The 20,383-nt window shown below is 67.8% G+C and carries 23 protein-coding genes; 14 read left to right on the top strand and 9 right to left on the bottom strand.

Going from position 1 to position 20,383, the window contains the following annotated elements; translation table 11 throughout:
* Positions 1 to 141: 141 nt before the first annotated feature.
* Together DMH03_RS28080 and DMH03_RS28075 are read left to right on the top strand one after the other, a co-directional pair.
* On the top strand, positions 142 to 753 hold the full coding sequence (locus DMH03_RS28080; protein ID WP_125794991.1) for a LysE family translocator: 612 nt from the start codon (positions 142 to 144) through the stop codon (positions 751 to 753).
* 11 nt (positions 754 to 764) lie between these two features.
* Entirely contained in the window at positions 765 to 1,412 is a 648-nt protein-coding gene (locus tag DMH03_RS28075) for a B3/4 domain-containing protein (protein ID WP_125794990.1), read from the top strand.
* Here the strand turns inward: DMH03_RS28075 and DMH03_RS28070 are convergent.
* Both DMH03_RS28070 and DMH03_RS28065 read right to left on the bottom strand, forming a co-directional pair.
* On the bottom strand, positions 1,399 to 2,328 hold the full coding sequence (locus DMH03_RS28070) for a Ku protein (RefSeq protein ID WP_125794989.1): 930 nt from the start codon (positions 2,326 to 2,328) through the stop codon (positions 1,399 to 1,401). The two genes, DMH03_RS28075 and DMH03_RS28070, sit on opposite strands and share 14 nt — an antisense overlap.
* A 58-nt stretch (positions 2,329 to 2,386) precedes the next feature.
* Positions 2,387 to 2,665: a YggT family protein gene (locus tag DMH03_RS28065; RefSeq protein ID WP_125788567.1), complete on the bottom strand. Its 279-nt coding sequence runs from the start codon at positions 2,663 to 2,665 to the stop codon at positions 2,387 to 2,389.
* A gap of 430 nt (positions 2,666 to 3,095) precedes the next feature.
* On the opposite strand from DMH03_RS28065, the gene DMH03_RS28060 reads away from it, so the two are divergent.
* The 3 genes from DMH03_RS28060 (at position 3,096) to DMH03_RS28055 (ending at position 7,339) form a co-directional block, all read left to right on the top strand.
* On the top strand, positions 3,096 to 6,008 hold the full coding sequence (locus tag DMH03_RS28060) for a BTAD domain-containing putative transcriptional regulator (RefSeq protein WP_125794988.1): 2,913 nt from the start codon (positions 3,096 to 3,098) through the stop codon (positions 6,006 to 6,008).
* A gap of 81 nt (positions 6,009 to 6,089) precedes the next feature.
* Positions 6,090 to 6,212 (top strand): hypothetical protein, encoded by a 123-nt coding sequence (locus tag DMH03_RS42905; protein ID WP_255431256.1) that lies wholly within the window; start codon positions 6,090 to 6,092, stop codon positions 6,210 to 6,212.
* A gap of 53 nt (positions 6,213 to 6,265) precedes the next feature.
* Positions 6,266 to 7,339 carry a SagB/ThcOx family dehydrogenase gene (locus tag DMH03_RS28055; RefSeq protein ID WP_125794987.1) on the top strand — a complete coding sequence of 358 codons (1,074 nt, stop codon included), beginning with the start codon at positions 6,266 to 6,268 and terminating at the stop codon, positions 7,337 to 7,339.
* A 476-nt stretch (positions 7,340 to 7,815) separates the two neighbouring features.
* On the opposite strand, the gene DMH03_RS28050 is transcribed toward DMH03_RS28055, so the two are convergent.
* Positions 7,816 to 9,018, bottom strand: coding sequence for an HNH endonuclease signature motif containing protein (locus DMH03_RS28050; RefSeq protein WP_125795442.1), 1,203 nt, complete (start codon positions 9,016 to 9,018; stop codon positions 7,816 to 7,818).
* 112 nt (positions 9,019 to 9,130) lie between these two features.
* Positions 9,131 to 9,835 (bottom strand): methyltransferase domain-containing protein, encoded by a 705-nt coding sequence (locus DMH03_RS28045; RefSeq protein WP_125794986.1) that lies wholly within the window; start codon positions 9,833 to 9,835, stop codon positions 9,131 to 9,133.
* Between the two features lie 28 nt (positions 9,836 to 9,863).
* Between DMH03_RS28045 and DMH03_RS28040 the strand changes: the two genes are divergently transcribed.
* On the top strand, positions 9,864 to 10,244 hold the full coding sequence (locus DMH03_RS28040) for a MerR family transcriptional regulator (RefSeq protein WP_125794985.1): 381 nt from the start codon (positions 9,864 to 9,866) through the stop codon (positions 10,242 to 10,244).
* A gap of 19 nt (positions 10,245 to 10,263) precedes the next feature.
* Here DMH03_RS28040 and DMH03_RS28035 read toward each other — a convergent pair whose 3' ends face one another.
* Genes DMH03_RS28035 through DMH03_RS28025 form a run of 3 tightly spaced genes read right to left on the bottom strand, consistent with a single transcriptional unit; the run spans position 10,264 to position 11,665 of the window.
* On the bottom strand, positions 10,264 to 10,851 hold the full coding sequence (locus tag DMH03_RS28035; protein ID WP_125794984.1) for a DUF305 domain-containing protein: 588 nt from the start codon (positions 10,849 to 10,851) through the stop codon (positions 10,264 to 10,266).
* 48 nt (positions 10,852 to 10,899) lie between these two features.
* Positions 10,900 to 11,274: a DUF6153 family protein gene (locus DMH03_RS28030; RefSeq protein WP_125788573.1), complete on the bottom strand. Its 375-nt coding sequence runs from the start codon at positions 11,272 to 11,274 to the stop codon at positions 10,900 to 10,902.
* A 19-nt stretch (positions 11,275 to 11,293) separates the two neighbouring features.
* A complete protein-coding gene (locus DMH03_RS28025; RefSeq protein ID WP_007030039.1) occupies positions 11,294 to 11,665 on the bottom strand; it encodes a metalloregulator ArsR/SmtB family transcription factor in 372 nt (123 codons plus the stop codon).
* A 75-nt stretch (positions 11,666 to 11,740) separates the two neighbouring features.
* On the opposite strand from DMH03_RS28025, the gene DMH03_RS28020 reads away from it, so the two are divergent.
* Together DMH03_RS28020 and DMH03_RS28015 are read left to right on the top strand one after the other, a co-directional pair.
* Complete coding sequence (locus tag DMH03_RS28020) at positions 11,741 to 12,727, top strand: cation diffusion facilitator family transporter (protein WP_199749051.1); 987 nt, start codon at positions 11,741 to 11,743, stop codon at positions 12,725 to 12,727.
* Positions 12,724 to 13,770, top strand: a complete 1,047-nt coding sequence (locus DMH03_RS28015) for a winged helix DNA-binding domain-containing protein (protein WP_125794983.1) — start codon at positions 12,724 to 12,726, stop codon at positions 13,768 to 13,770. Before DMH03_RS28020 ends, DMH03_RS28015 begins: the two co-directional genes overlap by 4 nt.
* Here DMH03_RS28015 and DMH03_RS28010 read toward each other — a convergent pair.
* Positions 13,763 to 14,920, bottom strand: a complete 1,158-nt coding sequence (locus DMH03_RS28010; RefSeq protein WP_125794982.1) for an epoxide hydrolase family protein — start codon at positions 14,918 to 14,920, stop codon at positions 13,763 to 13,765. The two genes, DMH03_RS28015 and DMH03_RS28010, sit on opposite strands and share 8 nt — an antisense overlap.
* A gap of 79 nt (positions 14,921 to 14,999) precedes the next feature.
* On the opposite strand from DMH03_RS28010, the gene DMH03_RS28005 reads away from it, so the two are divergent.
* From DMH03_RS28005 to DMH03_RS27985, 5 genes are all read left to right on the top strand, one after another.
* Positions 15,000 to 15,392, top strand: coding sequence for an NUDIX domain-containing protein (locus DMH03_RS28005; RefSeq protein WP_125794981.1), 393 nt, complete (start codon positions 15,000 to 15,002; stop codon positions 15,390 to 15,392).
* Positions 15,393 to 15,580: 188 nt separating this feature from the next.
* Complete coding sequence (locus DMH03_RS28000; RefSeq protein ID WP_125788577.1) at positions 15,581 to 16,024, top strand: single-stranded DNA-binding protein; 444 nt, start codon at positions 15,581 to 15,583, stop codon at positions 16,022 to 16,024.
* 84 nt (positions 16,025 to 16,108) lie between these two features.
* Positions 16,109 to 17,137 (top strand): polyprenyl synthetase family protein, encoded by a 1,029-nt coding sequence (locus DMH03_RS27995; protein ID WP_125794980.1) that lies wholly within the window; start codon positions 16,109 to 16,111, stop codon positions 17,135 to 17,137.
* A 36-nt stretch (positions 17,138 to 17,173) separates the two neighbouring features.
* The gene (locus DMH03_RS27990) at positions 17,174 to 17,482 is read left to right on the top strand and encodes a cupin domain-containing protein (RefSeq protein WP_125794979.1); all 309 of its coding nucleotides are present in this window, start codon (positions 17,174 to 17,176) and stop codon (positions 17,480 to 17,482) included.
* A gap of 93 nt (positions 17,483 to 17,575) precedes the next feature.
* Complete coding sequence (locus DMH03_RS27985) at positions 17,576 to 18,202, top strand: TetR/AcrR family transcriptional regulator (protein ID WP_125794978.1); 627 nt, start codon at positions 17,576 to 17,578, stop codon at positions 18,200 to 18,202.
* On the opposite strand, the gene DMH03_RS27980 is transcribed toward DMH03_RS27985, so the two are convergent.
* Positions 18,192 to 19,142, bottom strand: a complete 951-nt coding sequence (locus tag DMH03_RS27980; protein ID WP_125794977.1) for a hypothetical protein — start codon at positions 19,140 to 19,142, stop codon at positions 18,192 to 18,194. The two genes, DMH03_RS27985 and DMH03_RS27980, sit on opposite strands and share 11 nt — an antisense overlap.
* Before the next feature lie 263 nt (positions 19,143 to 19,405).
* Between DMH03_RS27980 and DMH03_RS27975 the strand changes: the two genes are divergently transcribed.
* Positions 19,406 to 20,275, top strand: coding sequence for a hypothetical protein (locus DMH03_RS27975; protein WP_125795440.1), 870 nt, complete (start codon positions 19,406 to 19,408; stop codon positions 20,273 to 20,275).
* The last annotated feature ends 108 nt before the right edge of the window (positions 20,276 to 20,383 follow it).

Below are 20,383 nucleotides of genomic sequence, written 5' to 3'. Positions count from 1 at the left end.
CCTTCCTCGTCGACGTGCGAGCGTGCATCATGCCACTCCATCCGGTGAAGCCTTCACGCCGCCTCAGGCAAGCCTTTGGTCCAGTGGACCGGACGGACTTTGGCTCTGTCCACGGGGCCAAACCACGCGCACAGTGATCCCGTGAGCATCGCCTTCCTGATCACCACGCTGGTCGTGGTCGCCACGCCCGGCACCGGCGTGGTCTACACGCTTTCCGCCGGACTGGCCCGCGGCAGGCGCGCGAGCGTCATCGCCGCGACCGCCTGCACCCTCGGCATCATCCCGCATATGGTCGCCGCGATCACCGGTCTCGCGGCACTGCTGCACGCGAGCGCGCTGGCGTTCGAAATCCTCAAGTACCTCGGCGTGGCGTACCTGCTCTACATGGCTTGGGCGACGCTCAAGGACCGGGAAGCGATCGTCGTGGAGGGCGATCCCGAACCCGCGTCGACCCTGCGGACGATCACCTCCGGCGTGCTGATCAACGTCCTGAACCCGAAGCTGACACTGTTCTTCTTCGCGTTCCTGCCCCAGTTCGTCCCGGCGGGCGAGCCCGGTTCGATCCCCCGGATGCTGCTGCTGAGCGGGGTGTTCATGCTGGCGACGTTCGTGGTGTTCAGCGTGTACGGCGTCCTCGCCGCCGGCGTGCGGCACCACGTTCTTTCCCGGCCACGCGTCCTCGCCTGGCTCCGGCGGATCTTCGCCGGTTCCTTCGCCGCGCTCGGCGTCAAACTCGCGTTCACCACCCAATAGACAGGTCCAGCATGCGACTCCAGCACCACCCCGAGATCCACGCCGCTCACCCCGGCCTCGCCGTCGGCACCGTCCAGGCGAGCGGCATCATCCCGGAAATGCCGGTCGACCTGGAGAAGTTCGTCGAGCGAGCGACCCGGCGGCTGGCTGATGGCCCGGAATCGGAGTTCCCCGAGATCCAAGCCTGGCGGCGGGCGTTCGCCAGGATGGGCTTGAAGCCGACGCAGTACCGCTGCGCGTCGGAGTCACTGCTGCGCCGGCTGCGGAAAGAAGGCTCGCTCCCCCGTATCCACCCGGTGATCGACCTCTGCAACGCGGTTTCGGTCGCCTACGCCGTTCCCGTCGCGGTGCTCGACGTCGCGAAGATCAGCGGCTCGCTGGAGGTCCGCCACGCGCGAGGCGACGAGAAGTACGTGACCTTCGCCGGCACGGTCGAACAGCCGAACCCCGGCGAGGTGATCTTCGCGGACGAAGACGGTCAGGCCCACGCACGGCGGTGGACGAACCGGCAGAGCGGGCACTCGGCGGTCTCCGCCACGACGTCCGAAGTGCTGATCGTTTCCGAAGGGCTGCACGCGACCGCGGCCGAGGACGTCCGGCTGCTGATCGAGGCCATCGCGGGCGAACTGGCGGCGGCGGGCATCGTCACGAGGCCTTGAGCGCCTTCTCCAGACCGGCCCGCGTCATCTTCGACCGCCCCTTGATGTCCCGTTCCCGGGCCAGCTTCTCCAGGTCCGCCTTCGACAACGAAGAGAGATCTTGCTTCGCTGGAGGCTTCTTCGCCCCGGACTTCTTCTTGGCCTTCCCGCTCTCCACGCTCTTCGAAAGCGCCTCGAACAGGTCGACGACCTTCGTCGGCTCACCGGGTTCGGTGGCGGGCGTGATGGTGTCGCCCTTCTTCTTGGCCTTGATCAGCTCACGCACACGGTCGGTGTAGGTGTCGCGGTACTCCTCGGGCCGCCAGTCGTCGCTCATCGCGTCGATCAGGTTGACGGCCATGTCGAGTTCCTTGCCGCGTGCCTTCGCCTTGCCGGGGAGATCCGGCAGCTGCTCGGCGGGATCCCGCAGGTCGGCGGCGAAATGCAGGGTGTTGAGCACCATGACGCCGTCGCCGGAACGGACCAGGGCCAGGTACTCGCGGCCGCGCATGACGAACTTCGCGATCCCGGCCTTGCCCGACGAACTCATCGCCTCGAGCAGCAGCGCGTACGGGCGCTCGAACTCGTCCTTCGCGGGCGCGAGCCAATACGTCTTGTCGAAGAACATCGGGTCGATGGCGTCCAGCTCGACGAAGCTTTCGATGTCGAGCGACTTCGACCGCCCGGGGGCGATCTCGTCGAGTTCCTCGGGTTCGACGACCACGTAGTCGCCGCTGTCGAGCTCGTAACCCTTGACGATGTCCTCGTAGCCGACTTCCTTGCCGGTGCGCTCGTTCACCCGCCGGTACCGGATGCGGTCTTCGGTGCCGCGCTGGAACTGACGGAAGTGCACCGTGTGGTCCTCGACCGCGCTGTACAACCGGACCGGCACCGTCACCAGACCGAGTGAAAGCGAACCGCTCCAGACCGGGCGCATGGGCACACTCCTCTCCTCCAGCCACCTGGTACCCGCGACGGCGGCGGATCACACCTGGTCAGAGGCTGAAAGCGAGGGACTGCAGGAGAACGACCCCGAGGAACACCAGGGTGAAGGCGAGATCGAACGCCACTCCACCGGCCCGCACCGGCGGGAGCACGCGGCGGACCGGCGCCAGCACGGGCTCGGTCAGCCGATGGGCGATCCCGCGCGCCCGGAAGGACCAGGCGGGCGGCCGGGTGGCGAGGTTGACGGTCCAGTCCAGCACCATCCGGACGACGAGCACGATCAGGAACAGGGTGAGCAGAACGCCCACAAGATAGCCAAGAGCACTCATGACGGCACACTCCTCTTTGTTCCAGTGTGCCGTGCTCGGCTGGGAGCAACCTGTGCGCGAAAAGGGCTACCAGGGCGGTTGGCCACCCCCAGTTCGAAGGCCAACCGCCGCGGAGCCCCTACACACGGTTCGGCGCGCTGCCCCGTCGCGCCGATCCGCCAGCTGATGTCTTCAGCTTTCCAAGGCCCTGCATCGGAATTACATCGGCTCTCCACCGCCGGGCATCCGCGCAGTTCAGGGGCCGCCGGGCGTAGAATCGAACCGGTTCCAGGGCAGCCGAGCGCGCGCCCGTTAGGCCGAATGCCGGACGGCGTGCGCCCGCGCCGACCTGGCTGGAGGCCGAAGCGGTGGGCTAGGGTGCCGATCAGCCGGCGAACGGACTGGAGGTAGTGCGTGAGCACGCTCACGGTCTCGGACGACATAGTCGCATATGACCGCTGATCGTTTACCCGATTCGGCGGGATCTCCCCGGACCGCCGCCCACAGCTCCCAACTCGGCTTCTCCGTTCTCGGCCCGCTCGAAGCCGAGGTCGACGGCGTCCCCGTCCGGCTCGGCGGGCGTCGTGAGCAGCGTCTTCTCGCCGCCCTGCTGATCAACGCCGGCAGGCTGGTCCCGGTGTCGTACCTGATCGGCACGATGTGGCCGGAAAATCCGCCGAAGACCGCGGTCCGCCAGGTCAGCAACGCGATCGCCCGGCTGCGGCACGACCTCGGCGTGGCCCGCTCCGCCGTGGTCACCACCGGCTCGGCGTACCGCGTCGTCATCAGCAGCGCCTCGCTCGACTCGGTCCGCTTCGAAGCGGACTACAACCAGGGCGCCGAACTCCTGGCGGCCGGGCTGATCTCGCAGGCGGCCGTCAAACTCGAGGACGCGCTCTCGCTCTGGCGCGGCCCGGCCTTCGACGGTCTCGAAGGCGACGCCATCGAGCAGACGGCTCGACGGCTCGACGAAGAACGCCTCGCCGCTTGCGAGCTCCTGATCGGCGCCAAGCTCCGGCTCGGCGAGACCGAGGCGGCGGCCCGCGAGGCCTACGACCTCGCCGCCTGGCATCCCACTCGCGAAACCCTGCAGTGCCTCACCATGCTGGCGCTCTACCGGGCGGGCCGCGGCGCCGACGCGCTCCGGACGTTCGACCGGACCAGGATCGCGCTCGCCGAGGAGCTCGGCGTCGACCCGAGCGCCGAACTGAGCGCGCTGCACCAGCAGATCCTGCGCGCCGACGCCGAACTGATGGAGGACGGCGCCCTCGTCCGGTACGGCGTCGGCGGGCTCCGAGCCGGGATGGACACCGTCGGGCGGCGTGAGAACGCGGACGCGCAGAAGGCGCTCTTCCCCCGCCCCGCGCAGCTTCCCGCGGACCTCCCCGCGTTCGGCGGCCGCGCCGCGGAACTGCGGACCGTCCTCGAAATCGGCCAGGACGGCTCCTCCGCGGGGCCGCGGCTGATCGCGATCGACGGGATGCCCGGGGTCGCCAAGACCGCGCTGGCCGTCCACGCAGCGCACCGGCTCGCCCCGCTGTTCCCCGACGGGCAGCTGTTCGTGAACCTCGAAGGGTTCTCGCCGGCGGGTGATCCGGTCGATCCGGGGTCCGCGCTCGAAGCACTGCTGCGATCGCTCGGCATCCAGGGTTCGGACATCCCCGCCGGGACCGGGCAGCGCGCGGCGTTGTTCCGCAGTTGTCTCGCCGGCAAACGCGTGCTCCTGGTGCTGGACAACGCCATCGGGGCGATGCAGGTGAACCCGCTGCTGCCCGGTTCGGCGAGTTGCTGCGTGCTGATCACCAGCCGCACCCGGCTCGTGGACCTCGACGGCGCCGAACTGCTGTCCCTCGAACCGTTCAGCCGGGCCGACGCGGTGGACCTGCTCGGCCGGATCGTCGGCCCCGCCCGGCTGAAGCGGGAATCCCCGGACGCGGCCGACCGGGTCGCGAGCCTGTGCGGCGACCTCCCGCTCGCGCTGGCCGTCACGGCGAGCAGGCTGCGCGCGCGGGCCTCGTGGACGCTCGACTTCGTCGCCAGGCAGCTGCGCGACGAGCGGAACCGGTTCGGCGAGCTCACCGCGGGGGAACGCGACGTCGCGGGCGCCTTCCGGGTGTCCTATCTGAACTTGAGCGAAACCGAACGCCGGGTGTTCCGCCGGCTGAGCCACCATCCCGGTGCCGCTTTCGATCTCCATTCGACCGCGGCGCTGGCCGAAGTGGACCTCGGCGAGGCCCGCCGCCTCGCCGAACGCCTCGTCGACGTGAACCTCCTGCGCCAGCCGTCGATGGACCGGTACGAGATGCACGACCTCCTCCGCAGCTACGGTCGCGAACTCCTGCTCGCCGAGGAGCCCGAACACCAGCGTGAGGCGATGATGCGGCGGCTGTTCGACTACTACCGCAGCACCGTCGCGGCCGCGATGGACTTCATCGACCCGGACTCCGAAGAGGAGCCTGGCGGCCTCGAAGTCCCCAAGAGCGAGTACGGACAGTCCTTCGCGGACTACGACCAGGCCGCGCACTGGATGGACGCCCAATGGCAGAACGTGCTGCCGGTGGCCGTCGCGATGAACAACCACCAGCGCTATTCGGACCTCGTGCCGTTCTGCTCGGCGGTGTGGCGCTACTTCGACAACCGCGGCTACTACCGGCAGGCCAGGGAGCTGGAGACCCTCGCCCTGTCCGCCGCGCGGGTCACCGGGAACGTGGTCCTCGAGTACCAGGCCCTGCACATGTACGCGCTGACCCTGTGGCGGCTCAACGAGTTCACCGAAGCGAACCGGCTGTTCAACGAGGTGTTCGAACTGGCCGCGACCACCGGCGACGTCCGGATGCAGTGCCGGGCCAGGGGCAACTCGGGGGTCACCCACTGGCTCAAAGGCGAGTCGGACGAGGCGATCGAACACCTCGGCTGGGTCCGCGAGACCGCCCACGCCCACGGCAGCGTGCTCATCGAAGCCCGCGCCAGGCACCGGATCGGGCTGATCCACACCGAGAACAGGCGCTATCCCGAAGCCGCCGAGGAACTCGACGAGGCGCTGAGACTCGCGCACGAGAACGAATCACCCGATCTCGAGGCGGAATGCTTTCTCGCTCTCGGTATCAATTCGCGTGCACTCGGCGATGCCGCGCTCGCGGTCGGCCAGTTCACGACCGCGGTGGAAGTGCTCGAATCGACCGGTAATCGCAGCATGCTGCCCATCGCTCACAAGGAGATGGCGACGGCGTTCGACATTCTCGGTAAGCGACTGAATGCGGAACGTCATCGCCGCTTCGCATTGCGCTTGTACACCGATCTCGGCATTTCCGATTCGCCAGAGGTGCGCGAACTCAAACAGCACCTGACTGATTACTCCGCGTAATTAGCCGTTCCGCTCCGGTACTCTGTTGGCGTAGGTATATTCGCTTGACCGGAGTAACCGCTCACGGAGAGGATCGGCGGCATGCACGATGAAGATGACGACGAGTTCTTGTACGAGCTCGAAGCGGAGTACAAGGCACAGAGCACCTGGGGCGGGTTCGAGCCGCCGCCGAACGGCGGGCCTCCTTTCCGTTCGCGACGCTGAATGACCTGACGTATTCGGAAAGTATTACTGGGGACTGGGGCGCAAGACATTCGATGCTGGTAAGGGTTTCCTCTTGCGGAACGCTCTATTGGTCCGATGGTGACGTCGTCTGGGACGACCACCTCGGACATCGCCAGCTCAAACTCGCCGAAGGAACCGAACGCGTCCTGCGCTGGTTCGGTTCTTGGCGAGAACCGGAATCGGTCCGCGCGGCGGACGAGAATCCCGAGATCGGGGAAAGGCTCGTCCGTATCGCGCGAGCCATGATCCGGTACGACGTGCTGGTGGTCAAAGATTCTTCCCGGCACCAGCGGGAAGAAGAGATCCTTCGGGATTGGGGCCCTTGGGGAACGTCCGCGAGGGCTTTTCACTATGGCACCCGCTCGTTGCGTGAGACCGAGTTCACCACCAGCGAAATGACGGCGAAATCCTTGCTGGAGAAGGCGAAGGCCAGCCCTCCGCCTTCTCCGGTGCGACCTTCGGGCGAGTACGAGACGATAGCGCTGCCCGAACCGTCGCCGGAGAAACTGAACGCGATCGGACTCGGCGACGCACTGAACCAGCGCAGAAGCGTCCGCGAGTTCGGCGAAGAACCCTTGCGGCTGAGCGATTTGAGCGCACTTCTCACCGCCGCCCGGCCGACGAGACCGGAAACGCATCCCGACATCCCCGCCACCGGCAACGTCTTCAAGACGAGCCCGTCCGGTGGAGCGAGGCACCCGACAGAGGTGTACGTCTACGCGAGGAACGTCGAAGGCCTCGATCGGGCCGTCTACCACTACGACGGTTTCCGGCACGGCCTCACGCCACTGGACGGCAAGATCGACGACGACCAGCTGATCGCGCTCGCCGGCGACCAGCACTGGACCGGCAACGCAGGCGCGCTTTTGATCTACACCAGCGTCATCGAGCGAAATCAGTGGAAGTACCCGGTGAGCCGCACCTACCGGGTCCTGCTGATGGACGTCGGCCACCTCAGCCAGACCGTGTACCTGCTGGCGACCGCACTCGGCCTGAACGTCACGTTCACCGCGGCGCTCCGCGACGAACTGGTCGAGGACCTCATCGGCTGCGATCCGGCGAACGAACTGGTGCTGGGGATGTCGGTGCTCGGTACCCGCGTTTGAGGTTCGCTTGTTTGCTTTGCTTTGCGCCGCAGCGAGTCGGAGTGGCCGGGGCGGGGAATCCAGCCGGGTTCGTCGTCGGATCGGCTCGGGCGCCGTCGCCGGTTTCCGGCAACGGTCTTCGGTCAGGCGGGGGTTCATGCAGCGGCGGACACGTAAGAGTCGTTGCCGAAAAACAGCCACGGCACAAAGGACCAGGGCGCCTGCGAACGACAACTCGCCGAAGCCCACACCGGCTCGTTGCCGTTTTCCGGCAACGGCTCAGAAGTGGTTCCCTTGCGGCCAAGGGTGCGGTGGCGGGTCATCGTCGTGGTGAGGGCGCGCTTGGCTGAGGGAGTCGTGGCCATTTTCCGGCGACGCCCCGAGAGCAGATGGTTCCTCGGCTGAGAAGAGTCTTTGAGCAAGCTCCACCGCCTCACCGTTGCCGTAGAACGGCCACAGCACAGGGGCTCAGGCCGTTGCCGTTTTCCGGCAACAGCTCAGAACGGCGGTGGCTCGTCGGCCACCCGGGGTTCGTGCAGCGGCGGAGGCGAACTGTCGTAGCTCTGTCCCGTCGGGGTGGTGACCGTAAGAGTGCCGTCTGGGGCGAGCGAGTAGACCCAGCCGGGTTCGTCTTTGAGCCGATGGTCGCGGCGGCACAAATCGATCAGCTCGTCGGCGTTGGTGTGGCCGCCGAACTGCCACGGCACCACATGGTCAAGATCGCAGGCCTGGGCGGGACGGTGGCAGCCGGGTCTTCGGCATTCACGATCCCGCACCCGCACGAACTCGCCCACCCCTGCCGTCGGCCGATAGCGGTCCCGGCCCAAATCCAGCACCTGCCCTGAGAGCGGGTCGGTAATGATCCGCCGCAACACCGTATCCGGCCCACCCGCGATCTCCCGCGCCAACGACGCCGGAATACACCCATGCCCGGCCAGCTCCGCCGGATCCTCGTTCACACCGAGATAGGTCGCCAAATCCATATAGAGGAACACCTCGCACCGTTCGCTCTTCCCGCCCTGCCCGCCGAGCAACAGATCCAGGGCGACATCGGCGCGCAGCTGGTCCAAGGTGCGGGGCTCGTCGCCGGTCTTGAGCGCCCGCGCCTCCCGATCGATCCGGGTGTAGGCGGCGGTCACCTTCTCCACTGGCCCGTCCTCCACCTCGATCGAGGCCACCCCCACCTCACCCTGGCGCACCGCGAGACGACGCCCCGCGCGGTGATGTTCGGTCCGGCGGGAAGCACCATCACGATCGACGGTCGACGCCGCATGACTCGCCGCCTTCCGGATCTGCTCCGAATTCCTCCCCTCCAACCGATCCTCCAACAACACGTCGACGGCTCGGGCGTCCTCATCCGACAGCCACGACGTCGCCGCGGCCACCTTCGCGGCCCCGAACCCATCCACCAGCCCCTGGTCCATCAACCCGAGCGTCCGCGGTAGCCGGGTGGTCAACGCCTCCGCGGTAGAGACCAGGGTGCCCGCGTGACGGTCCACAACAGACAGTGCGAAGGCCACCTCCTGCACCACACTCCCCACCCCACCACGATGACGACCCAACTGCGCGATAGCGCGGAACCGCACCGCCTCCAACCGCGCGATCCCCTCCGACGCCGCCACCGCGACATCCACAACATCCTTATCCCCCAATGAATCCAGCGAACCGTTGACCTCCTTCAACACATCCGACTCGGTCATTTCCTTGAGCAGCGCCACAATGGCGTTAGCAGTATCCACACACAGAACCTACAACCGGCCACCGACAGTTTTCGATCTCACAGACGCCACGGGCAACGCCGTAACCAGCTCACTACAAAGTCGCAGCGCCCAAAAACTGCGGCACAGCAACAAACCCCCCACCATCAACCTGCTCCGCCAGCCAAATCTCCCCCTCCTCACCAGAAACCGCCCCCACCCGGACAGCCACGTCCACCAACCCGCGAAAGAACGAAGCCCCGCCAAGGAACCCGACGACCCCTTCCACCGAAACCTCACGAAACCCGCATCCGGCCAGCAACCGTCGAAACCCGCGAGCGATCCGGGGTGCGGCGATCACCGAAGCCCGGGCGCGCACGATCTCGCGCGTCAGTGCCGGATAGGAGGAATCGATCATCAGCGCCTCCCAATCGGGTCCTGACACCACGATCCGCCCGCCCGGAGCCAGAACTCGGCGCGCCTCCGCCAAAGCACGCTCGGGCTCGGCCAGTTCATGGAAGACCTTGTCCGCCCGGTATCCCGCGAACCCGCCGTCGACTGGCAGCGCGTAAGCATCGCCGACCAGAAACTCAGATCCAGGCGATCGACGGTGGGCCTCTTCGATCATCTCGGTCGAGAGATCGACACCGACAGCACGGAATCCGCGCGAAGACAACTCGGATACGGCCAGGCCGGCACCGCAGCCGACGTCGAGCACCGCGGAACCGGGCTCGAGCCGGAGCAGTTCGTAGGTCCGGGCTCGCAGTTCGGCGGCTCCCGGCAGGGCATCGGCGGCGTCGAGCCGCTGCAACATGGACATACCGGGGATCGTCCGACTTAATGGCGACATGAAGTCAAGCACCTTGAGCGTCGGCGAGGTCGCGGAGCGCTTCGGCCTGGCGACGCATGTCCTGCGCCATTGGGAATCCGTCGGCCTGCTCAAGCCGGCGCGGGCGGGCGATCGGCGGCGGTACGACGACGGCGATCTGTGCCGGATAGCGATCATCCTGCGCTCGAAAGAGGCGGGACTGAGCCTCGACGGCATCCGTGAGATGTTCCAGAAGCCGGGTGAACGCGAAGCGGTCCTCAAGCAGCACAAAGAAGAACTCGAGCGACGTATCGCCGCCGCGCGGGCGTCGCTCGCGATCGTCGACTGCGCTCTCGGGTGCGAACACGAAGACTTCACCCAGTGCTCGCATTTCCGGGAGGCGGTGGCGCGGGCCTGCTGACCCGCGCCACCGTCCCGGCTCAGCCGAGCAGTGCGCGCATCTCGGTGATCTCGGCCTGCTGACCGTCGATCACCTTCTGTGCCAACGCCTTCACCTCGGCGTTGCTGCCCTGTTGCAGGGCGGTCTTCGCCATCTCGAGCGCGCCTTCGTGATGTTTGACCATCATCTCCAGCCACTGCTTGTCGAAGGCGGCGTCCTTGGCTTGGCCGAGTTTCGCGAGATCTTCCTCGGTCATCATGCCGGACGCCGAGCCGTGCCCGGAGTGCTCGCCCGACGGCGCCACTCCCCAGCCTTTCAGCAATCCGTTCAGCTGCTGGATCTCCGGATCCTGCGCCTTCTGGATCCGCGCGGCGAGGTCGGCGACCTTCGCGTTGCGCGTGCGGCCGTCGACGAGTTTCGCCATCGCGAGCGCCTGTTCGTGGTGCGGGATCATCCCTTGCGCGAACGTGACGTCGGCCTGGTTGTGGCCTGCCTGCTGGGGATCCGGCGCCTTCACCGTGGACATGTCGTGCCCGGTGGAGGCGGTGTCGGAGCTCGCGCATCCGGTGAGCACGGCGAAGGAGGCCAGGGCGGCGAGGGCCGCCCCGACCAGTTTCCTGCTGGTCATGATTCTTTCCTCAACTCGGTTTCGGGCAGGGCGGGACGAACCCGCCTGTCACACCCGCAACACGCAAAGGAAGGACAATCTCTCGGGAACCGGTCTCCAGCGCGGAGGATCACGGCCCGACGCCGAACCGCCGCCCCGGCGTGACTTCCAGGTCGCCCCCGCCGTCCGTCCATTCCGGACGAGCAGCCAGGTGACGATCAGCAGCACGGCCGCGGCGAGTACCGCGAGACACAGATGCAGTCCTTTGTGTCCGCCGTCGTCGTGCGAAGGCGTGTCCGCGCAACATGGATCCGCCATCGCGACGGCCGAGTGCCCCGCGCCGTGGCCGGACTCGGCGACGACGTGATGCATGCCGACCAGCCCCAGCGCCACCACGCACAACAGCAGCCACCGCAGGGCGGCCGGGTACGAGGACTGGGTCACGGTTCCACCGTAGCCGGATTCAGCGCGCCGCCGGACGGTGGGGTTTCCCCGCCGAATGCAGCGCCGGGATGTCGCGATCGATGTGGTCGGCGTGGAACAACGCCTGCGCGAGCAGGCCGCGGACGTGGTCGTTGGCCGCCGAGTAGTAGACGAACGTCCCCTCTCGGCGGCCCTTGACCAGTCCGGCGAGCCGCAGCTTCGCGAGATGCTGGCTGACCGCCGTCGGCGCCGCGCCCGCCAGTTCCGCGAGACAGGCGACCGAGGACTCGCCCTGCAGGAGCGCCCAGAGCACCTTGATCCGGGTCGGATCCGCGAGCAGCCGGAACGTCTCCGCGGCCAGGTGGACCTGCTCCTCGGTGGGCATCTCGAAATCCGGGACCGACTCGTGCATGTCAGGAGGATAGCCGCTACCCTTCTGTCTGCGTACCTGCATGACTGCGCAGGTATCAGAACAGTGAGGTGAGGAATGACCGGCCATGGACACAGTCACGGCCACGGGCAGGGGAAGAGCCGCCTCCGCCACTTGCTGACCCCGCACAGCCATGACAGTGCCGACCGCGTCGACACCGCGCTTGAGACCAGCAAACGCGGCGTCCGGACGCTGATCTGGTCGTTCGCCGCCCTGTTCGTCACCGCCGTCGCCCAGCTCGTGCTCGTGCTGATCACCGGTTCGGTCGCCCTGCTCGGCGACACGATCCACAACTTCGCCGACGCGCTGACCGCGGTCCCGCTCGGCATCGCCTTCCTGCTCGGCCGCCGCGCCGCCACCCGCCGCTACACCTACGGACTGGGGCGCGCCGAAGACCTCGCCGGCGTGCTCGTCGTCCTGCTCATCGCCGCGTCGGCCTTCCTCGCCGGGTACGAGTCGATCCAGCGGCTGCTCGATCCGCGCCCGGTCCAGCATCTGTGGGTGGTCGCCGCGGCGGGGGTCATCGGTTTCGCGGGCAACGAAATCGTGGCCAGGTACCGGATCACCGTCGGCCGCGAGATCGGGTCCGCCGCACTGGTCGCCGACGGGCTGCACGCGCGCACGGACGGCTTCACCTCCCTCGCGGTCGTGCTCGGCGCGGCCGGTGTCGCGTTCGGTTTCCCGCAGGCCGACCCGATCGTCGGCCTCGCCATCACGGTCGCGATCCTGTTCGTCCTGCGCGACGCCGCCAAGGAGGTCTTCCGCCGACTGATGGACGCCGTCGACCCGGCCGACGTCGATCGCGCCGAACGCGCGGCCGCCGAGGTGCCCGGGGTGCTCGGCACGCGGGACCTGCGGATGCGCTGGATCGGTCACAGCCTGCGTGCGGAACTGGCGGTTTCGGTCGAGTCCGGACTGAGCGTCACCGAGGCACACCACCTCGCCCATCGGGTCGAGCGGCGGCTGCGCGAGGTCCTCCCGCGGCTCGCGGAAGCGGTCGTGCACACCGAACCGGCGAACGCCCATGAGATCGTCACCGGGTGACGCTGTCCGACAACGACATCCGCGCCGTCCGCGCCCACGCGCAACTGCTGGCCGCCCCGGCCGCGGACGTGCTCGCCGTGGCCAGGTCGGTCGCGGCGATCCAGGCACAGTCGACTCCCGCCGCCCGGCTCGCGGTCCGTGCCCGCAGCCGGGGATTGACCGCGCCGGACGTCGACGAGTCCCGTGCGGTGGCGCGCACCTGGCTGATGCGCAAGACGCTCCACCTGGTGCCGACGGCGGATCTCCGCTGGCTGAACCGGCTGTTCGGTCCGCGCAACGTCCAGGCGGGGCAGGGCCGCCGCACGCAACTGGGGCTCACCGACGAACTCTGCGAACGCGCACTTGCGAAGCTCCAGGATCTGTTGCCGGGCAAGGCACTCACCCGGCAACAGATCCTCGACGGCTTGGCCGCCGACGGCATCGCGCTCGACGCGAGGTCCCAGGCTCCGGCCCATCTCCTGGCGTACGCGGCGAATCGCGGTCTGCTCTGCCGAGGTCAGGACGACGGAACGGAACCGACGTACGTCCTCCTCGACGAATGGGCCACCGAGGACCACACACCGGACGAACCGCATACGGAACTCGCCCACCGGTACCTGACCGCGTACGGCGTCGCGACCGCCGAGGACTTCGGCGCCTGGTCCGGGCTCCCGCTCGGCCTGTGCCGCAAGGCTTTCGCCGCGCTGGATCTCGTGCCCGCCGGCCACGGCTTCGCGCTCTCGGAGACCGGCCTCTCCGCTCCACCGTGTCCCCCGCGCCTGCTCGGCGCCTTCGACACCTACCTGCTGGGCTACCGCGACCGCGAACTGCTCCTCGACCAGGCCGAGGCGAAGCGCGTCAACTCCGGCGGCGGAATGATCGCGCCGACCGTGCTGGTCGGCGGCCGGATCGCCGGAACCTGGCACACCAAGCGGACCGCGAAGCGGACGAAGGTCGTCATCGAGCCCTTCGCCACGCTTCCACGGTCCGCCATCGACGGCCTGGAGTCCGAAGTGGACGATTACGGCCGCTTCCTCGGGGAAGCCGCCGTCCTCGTCATTTGAGAGAGCGAAAGAACTCCCGCACGTCCCCGACCAGGATTTCAGGCTCCTCCAACGCCGCGAAGTGCCCGCCGCGATCGACATCGGTCCACCGCACGATCGTGTGCGCGTCCTCCGAGTACCGCCGGATCCCGACGTCGTGCGCGAAGATCAGCGCCGCCGTCGGCACGCCGGAGTTCTTCTCGACGGCTCCCCAGGTTTCCGCCTGCGCGTAGCCGACGTACGCGGACGACGCCGCCGTGCCGGTGAGCCAGGTGAACATGACGTTGGTCAGCAACCGGTCTCGGCCGATGATCTCCTCCGGCAGCGTCGGGCGCGGATGCGTCCACTCCCGGAACTTGTCCATGATCCACGCCAGCTGCGCGACCGGAGAGTCCACGAGCCCATAGCCGAGGGTCTGCGGCCGCGTCGACTGGATCGCGATGTACCCGAACTCCTCCTGCATGAACGCTCCGATCCGCTTCACGCGGTCGCGTTCGATGTCGGTGAGCGAAGCGAGTTCCTCCTCCGACAACGACATCGGGGGCATCGGCGTCAGTCCGCCGTTGACGTGCACGCCGATCACCTTGTCCGGCGCGAACCTCGCCACCTCCGGCGACACGGAAGCGCCGAGGTCGCCGCCCTGCACGCCGTAGCGTTCGTACCCGAGCCGTCGCATCAGTTCCGCCCATGTGCGGCCGATCCGCGGCATGGTCCAGCCGGAATCCGAGACGGGGCCCGAAAAACCGAAACCGGGCAGCGACGGGATCACGAGGTGGAACGCGTCCGCCGGGTCGCCCCCGTACGCCTTCGGGTCGGTGAGCGGACCGATGACGTCGAGGAACTCCACCACCGAACCCGGCCAGCCGTGCGTGAGGATCAGCGGCGTGGCGTCGGCTTCGGGCGAGCGGACGTGCAGGAAGTGGATCCGCTGCCCGTCGATGACCGTGGTGAACTGCGGGTGGCCGTTGATCTCGCGTTCGGCGGCGCGCCAGTCGTAACCGTGGCGCCAGTATTCGGCGAGTCCGCGCAGCCATGCCACCGGCACTCCGGTGTCCCAGCCGTCGCCGGGGAGCGGGGCGGGCCAGCGCGCGCTGTCGATCTTCGCGTGCAGTTCGTCCAGCTGCTCCTGAGGGACGTCGAGGCGGAAGGGGCGGATCTCGGTGTTTTCCATGATGCCCACGTTACGAGGCATTGCGGACAGGTTCGGTCCTCAATCGGAACCGGCTTCCGAAGTACGGGAAGATGCGCTCGTGACGGACAAGTACTTGGCCTACGGCAGGCTCATCCGCGACGGGAAGATCCTGTTCATCCGGCGGCGGCCGGGGTCCTTCCTCGGCGGCCACTGGGAGCTGCCGGGCGGGACCGTCGAACCGGGCGAGCGGCCCGCCGAGACCGTGGTCCGCGAGTTCGCCGAGGAGACCGGGCTGACCGTCCGCGTCACCGGCGAACGCGGCGCCCGCAGCTGGGACGACGTCGCGGGCAAGCCGATGCGGATCCACGCCACGGTGTACACGCTCGCCGAAGGGGAGCCGCGAGACGTCGTGCTCGATCCAGAGGAACACGACGCCCACGTCTGGTACACGCGGGAAGAAGCCGTCGCGCTCGACCTCGCCGAACACTTCCGGCACGCGCTCAGGGACTGATCGGTCCACATCGGACGGTCACCGAGATGTCATGAAAGGGTCGTTCAGGACACTTTTCGTCTTGAACGACCCTTTCCTGACATCCGGCCGCCGCGGACCGCCGGAAACTGTCGTACCCCGGTGGTCTCCTCTTCCCAGGCGACAGCGGGCCCGGCCGGGCCCGCGCGCGGAAGCGAGGAGAAAGTCCCATGGCCGGAGAAACGGTGCTCACGGTGATCGGAAACCTGACGACCGACCCGGAGCTGAGGTTCACCCCGTCGGGGGCGGCGGTCGCGAACTTCACGGTCGCGTCGACGCCGCGCGTACTGGACCGCGCGAGCGGGGAATGGCGCGACGGCGATCCGCTGTTCCTGCGCTGCTCATTGTGGAAACAGGCCGCGGAGAACCTGACCGAGTCACTCACCAGGGGGACCAGGGTGATCGTGCAGGGCAGGTTGAAACAGCGATCGTTCGAGACGAAGGAAGGCGAGAAACGCACGGTGGTGGAGCTCGACGTCGACGAGATCGGCCCGTCGCTGCGTTATGCCACGGCGAAGGTGAACAAGGCGGGCCGAAGTTCGGGAGGCACCCCGTCGGACGGCGCGTGGGAACGAACGCCGGTGACCGCCGGAAGTCCGGAGCCGCCCTTCTGACCCGGCGATTTCCCTCCCGGGAGGGAACGATCTCCCTCTCGGGCGCCATGCGGTCGCGGCCGTCCGGCTCGGAAGCTGGAGGTCGTGAACACGACCACGATCCTCACCGAAATCGGGCTGGACCCGGCCGACGAGCGGCACGCGGAGTTCGCCGCCGAACTCCGCACCGGGTTGTCCCTGGTCGAAGACAGACTTCAGGAGGTGTTGCGCAGTCCGGGGCAGCCGGATCTCACCGAAGCCGCCACCCATCTCGTGCGCGCGGGCGGAAAACGGCTGCGGCCGTTGATGGCGCTGGCCGGAGCGGCGTTCGGCGACGGACGAGGCGATGCGATCTCGGCGGCCGTACTCGCCGAGCTCGTCCACGTCGCGACGCTCTACCACGACGACGTCATGGACGAGGCGCCGATGCGGCATGGGGTGACCAGTGCGAACTCGTTGTGGGGTAACAAGAAGGCCGTCCTGATCGGCGATTACGTGCTCGCCTGCGCGGCACGGGTCGGTGCCGGGCTCGGCGACTTCGCGTTGCGGTCGCAGGCGCGGACGTTCGGCAGGCTCGTACGCGGGCAGTTCCTGGAAACGACGGGACCGTTCGAAGAGTGTGGCCGTCACGCGCCCTACGAACACCACATCCAGGTGATGGCCGACAAATCCGCCTCGCTGATCGCGATGGCGGGACGGCTCGGCGCCCAGGTGTCGGGTGCGGATGAGCGGACCATCGAAACGTTGGGCCAGTACGGCGAACTGATCGGCGTCGCGTTCCAGATCTCCGACGACGTCCTCGACATCTCCGCGTCCACCACGGACCTCGGCAAGTCCGCGGGCACCGACCTCCGCGAAGGCATCGTCACCCTGCCGATGCTGCACGCGCTCGACGACGAGGGGCCCGATGCCGCGCGGTTGCGCGAGATCATCGGCCACGGGCCGGTTTCCGATCCTGCGGTCCGCCAGGAGGCACTCGGTCTCCTGCGCGGCTCCGCCGGTGTCGATCGCGCCCTCGCCGAAGCCCACGGATACGCCGCCAAGGCGAAGGACCTCGCGCTCGGTCTCCCCGACCGGCCGGCGAGAGCGCTGCTCGTCGGTCTTTCGGCGTTCGTGGTCGACCGTGGCGAATAGGCCCGTGACGGGTGTGACCAGGTTTAAGGTGGCGGGATGACCACCGACAACCTGGGAAACGTCGAAGGCCGCGACATCGGCTCCGGAATCTCGATCATCCGCGAACGGACCGACGTCGACGGTTCCGGACCGAGGCTGCACCAGCACCCGTACCGGGAAACGTTCGTCATCGTCCGCGGCCGGGCCAGGTTCACCATCGGCGACGCCGAACGTGAAGGCGGCGCCGGCGACGTCCTCGTCGTGCCCGCGGACACCCCGCACAAGTTCGCCGTGATCGGCCCGGAGACCTACGAAGCGGTCCACATCCACGAGAACGACCACTTCGTCACCGAATGGCTCGAATGAATTCTATCGGGCGCAAGAAAACCCTTTCCCAGGCTAGAATCCGGCGACGTGCTCGTGTCCGGCGGGCACCCGAGGCGACGGGAACCGGGAACTGTGACCGACGTGGCGGACCGCAGCGGTGACGAAACCCGCCGGGTGGACAGATTCGACCAGCGACGCGCGCAGCTGGCGATGTCGGCGCTGGTCACGTTGTCCGAACTGGGCTACGCGCGCACGAGCCTGCGGGAGATCGCGCAGAACTCCGAGTTCTCCCACGGGGTACTGCATTATTACTTCCGGAACAAGGCCGAGCTGATCACCTACTGCGTCAAGCAGTACAAGGCCGAATGCGTCACCCGGTACGACCGGATGGTCGAGACCGCGGAAACGGCCGAAGAACTGAAGCGCGCCTTCGGTGCCGCGACGGCGGCCACGCTGCGGGAAAACGCCCGGCTGCACCGGCTCTGGTACGACCTGCGTAACCAGAGCCTGTTCGAGAAGTTGTTCCAGACCGAGGTCCTCGCCATCGACGAGACACTCGAACTGATGATCTGGCGGGTCGTCTCCCGCTATGCGGAACTTCTCGGGAAGCCGGCGGATTTCGCCTCGTCGACGACGTACGCGCTCTTCGACGGCCTGTTCCAGCAAGGTCTGCTGAAACACCTCGCCGGCCGGGCAGACGCGGCGAGGTGCCTTCAGGAATCGGTCGAACAACTGCTGGCGCGGCTGTTCACCACTTGATGATCGGATACCAGATGACGCCGGTCCGGCCCAGCACCCGCAGATCCCAGTACAGCAGCGTGAAAGTGCCGGCGACCAGCAACGCGGCACCGGTCACCACGGCGATCCTGGTGGGTTTCGCGAGCATCCATCGCTGAAGCCGCCCGCCCGTGCCGTGGGTGAGCAGCAGGAACAACAACGCCATCACCAGGATGTTGCCGACCGACTGGAGGGAGAACGCGGCGGCGCCGTAGAAGACGTTGTGGCTTTCGGCCGCGCTGCGGAACATCATCCGGAACAGCGGGAACGGCCTGCCGATCAGGAATCCGCCGATGAGCGCGCCCATCAGCACGAGCGGCGCGGGCGGGAACCGGCGGGTGAGGCCGCCGATCGGGTTGCGGACGAGGCCGACGGACGCCAGGCCCAGCACGATGAACACGATCCCGATCACGCCGTAGACGATCATCGACTGGATGTTCCGCGGGGTGAGCCCGCCCGGCGACGAAACCGTCGAGAACTGCGGCATCCTCGTGCCGACGAGCGCGACGACGACGCCGTACACCACGGAGACCGTCAGCATTCCCGCCGCGATCCAGCCCAGCGGCTTCAAGGTGTCGGTGAACTTCGGCCGCCCGGTGGCCCCTCCGCCGACAAGCGGCGCGACGGCGCCGAAAGCGGCGATATTGCACGCGGTGAACGTTCCGGCGAGGCCGGAGACGAACGCGAAGAACGTCCCGGCCAGCACTCCGCCGATCGGGGTCTCCTTGGCGTCGTGACCGAGGAGGGTGTTGGCGACGCTGTCGCCGATCACACTGTCCACAAAGGGCGCCGACCAGATCACCGTCAGCGCGAATCCGGCGAGGACGGACCAGAGCACCACCCGCCACCGATGTTCCGGATACGGACCGGAGCCGAGGAAATGCGCCTGCGGCGAAACGGGAGCGCGTTCGGTGACGGACATTCGTGCCTCCAGCGGCAGATGGCTTCCCCCTGCCGCTCATCGTTGTTGCGCCGGAGGGGTCGCACCACCTCCAAAATGCCGATCTGTCCTTGGGCCGACCGGCCCCGGGTAATCCGCGTTCCGCCGGGTACGCCGAAAGTGGAGCGTGACCGAATACCACCGAAAAGGTGAAAGCTCCGCGGTCTCGTGGGATCATCGTCGGACGAATGCGGCAGCATGGCCACCTGATCGGCCTTGACCGGCCACTGACCCTGCGGAGGACGATGGACTTCGACCAGGTCGCGGATGAGCTCTACGCCGGCGATCCGGCCGAGTTCGTGTCGGTGCGCAACCAACGGGCGAAAGAGGCAAAAGCGGCGGGGGAAGCCGCCTTGGCCGAACGGATCCGCGCATTGCGGAAGCCCACGCTCGCGGCCACGATCCTCAATCGCCGGGCGGGCTCCCCCGAGCTCGCGGAGCTGGCAAGGCTGGGCGACGATCTGCGAAAGGCCCATTCGGCCCTGGCCGGCGCGGACCTGCGCAAGCTGGCCCGGCGGCGTCAGGAACTGGTGAACCGGATCCTGCGGGACGAACGGTCGATGAGCGAGCCTGTCACCCGCGAAGTCGAAGCGACCCTCGAAGCCGTCGTGGCCGATCCCGAGGTGGCGGCACTCGCGCTGGCCGGGCGGCTGAGCAGCGGCGCGGACAGCTCGGGCGATCAGTGGCTGACCAGCGGGTTCACCCCGCAACCGAAGCGCAAACCCGCTCCGGAACGGGAAAAGCCCGCCACCGTGTCGCATTTGGACGATCGGCGGAAGGCGAAACGGGAGGCCGCGGAGAAGGCCGACCAGGAGCGGACCGCCAGGGCCCGCGAAGAGGCCGAACGCGAAGAGAAACGGATAGCGGAGTTCAACCGGCTCCGGCGCGAGGCGGCCGATCTCGCGAAGGCCCGCAAGCAGGCCGAGATCGACCTCTCCCGCGCCGAACGCCGGTCCGAAAAGGCCACCGAGAAGGCGAACGACCTCCGGCGGCGGCTCGCCGACGCCGAACTCGAGGAAGAGACCGCGAACGGCGAGACCGCGGCCGCGCAGACCGTCTTGGACGATCTGCGCGGCGAAGCCGAGCGGGTCGATGAAGCGCTTGAGGAGTTCTAGGCCGTGTCTTGTAAGTCTGTTCGATGGGCTTCGTGATCCAGGTGGTCTCTGGCGGTGCGGGCGGATCGGCCTCGTACCGGGTCGTACTCGGCCGCGTCCGCCCGTGCC

Source organism: Amycolatopsis sp. WAC 01376, from assembly GCF_003947415.1.
Classification (GTDB): domain Bacteria; phylum Actinomycetota; class Actinomycetes; order Mycobacteriales; family Pseudonocardiaceae; genus Amycolatopsis.
Note: the sequence above shows the minus strand (reverse complement) of the source record. Positions and strands in the feature narration are given on the sequence as shown.

Excerpts from the sequence above, each read along its gene's own strand:
- DMH03_RS28060 (WP_125794988.1), top strand. The coding sequence starts at position 3,096 with ATGACCGCTGATCGTTTACCCGATTCGGCGGGATCTCCCCGGACCGCC.
- DMH03_RS28050 (WP_125795442.1), bottom strand. The coding sequence starts at position 9,018 with ATGACCGAGTCGGATGTGTTGAAGGAGGTCAACGGTTCGCTGGATTCA.
- DMH03_RS28035 (WP_125794984.1), bottom strand. The coding sequence starts at position 10,851 with ATGACCAGCAGGAAACTGGTCGGGGCGGCCCTCGCCGCCCTGGCCTCC.
- DMH03_RS27990 (WP_125794979.1), top strand. The coding sequence starts at position 17,174 with ATGACCACCGACAACCTGGGAAACGTCGAAGGCCGCGACATCGGCTCC.
- DMH03_RS28045 (WP_125794986.1), bottom strand. The coding sequence starts at position 9,835 with ATGTCCATGTTGCAGCGGCTCGACGCCGCCGATGCCCTGCCGGGAGCC.
- DMH03_RS42905 (WP_255431256.1), top strand. The coding sequence starts at position 6,090 with ATGCACGATGAAGATGACGACGAGTTCTTGTACGAGCTCGAAGCGGAG.
- DMH03_RS27975 (WP_125795440.1), top strand. The coding sequence starts at position 19,406 with ATGGACTTCGACCAGGTCGCGGATGAGCTCTACGCCGGCGATCCGGCC.
- DMH03_RS27980 (WP_125794977.1), bottom strand. The coding sequence starts at position 19,142 with ATGTCCGTCACCGAACGCGCTCCCGTTTCGCCGCAGGCGCATTTCCTC.
- DMH03_RS28065 (WP_125788567.1), bottom strand. The coding sequence starts at position 2,665 with ATGAGTGCTCTTGGCTATCTTGTGGGCGTTCTGCTCACCCTGTTCCTG.
- DMH03_RS28070 (WP_125794989.1), bottom strand. The coding sequence starts at position 2,328 with ATGCGCCCGGTCTGGAGCGGTTCGCTTTCACTCGGTCTGGTGACGGTG.
- DMH03_RS28075 (WP_125794990.1), top strand. The coding sequence starts at position 765 with ATGCGACTCCAGCACCACCCCGAGATCCACGCCGCTCACCCCGGCCTC.
- DMH03_RS28000 (WP_125788577.1), top strand. The coding sequence starts at position 15,581 with ATGGCCGGAGAAACGGTGCTCACGGTGATCGGAAACCTGACGACCGAC.
- DMH03_RS28055 (WP_125794987.1), top strand. The coding sequence starts at position 6,266 with ATGCTGGTAAGGGTTTCCTCTTGCGGAACGCTCTATTGGTCCGATGGT.
- DMH03_RS28020 (WP_199749051.1), top strand. The coding sequence starts at position 11,741 with ATGACCGGCCATGGACACAGTCACGGCCACGGGCAGGGGAAGAGCCGC.
- DMH03_RS28040 (WP_125794985.1), top strand. The coding sequence starts at position 9,864 with ATGAAGTCAAGCACCTTGAGCGTCGGCGAGGTCGCGGAGCGCTTCGGC.
- DMH03_RS28010 (WP_125794982.1), bottom strand. The coding sequence starts at position 14,920 with ATGGAAAACACCGAGATCCGCCCCTTCCGCCTCGACGTCCCTCAGGAG.
- DMH03_RS28025 (WP_007030039.1), bottom strand. The coding sequence starts at position 11,665 with ATGCACGAGTCGGTCCCGGATTTCGAGATGCCCACCGAGGAGCAGGTC.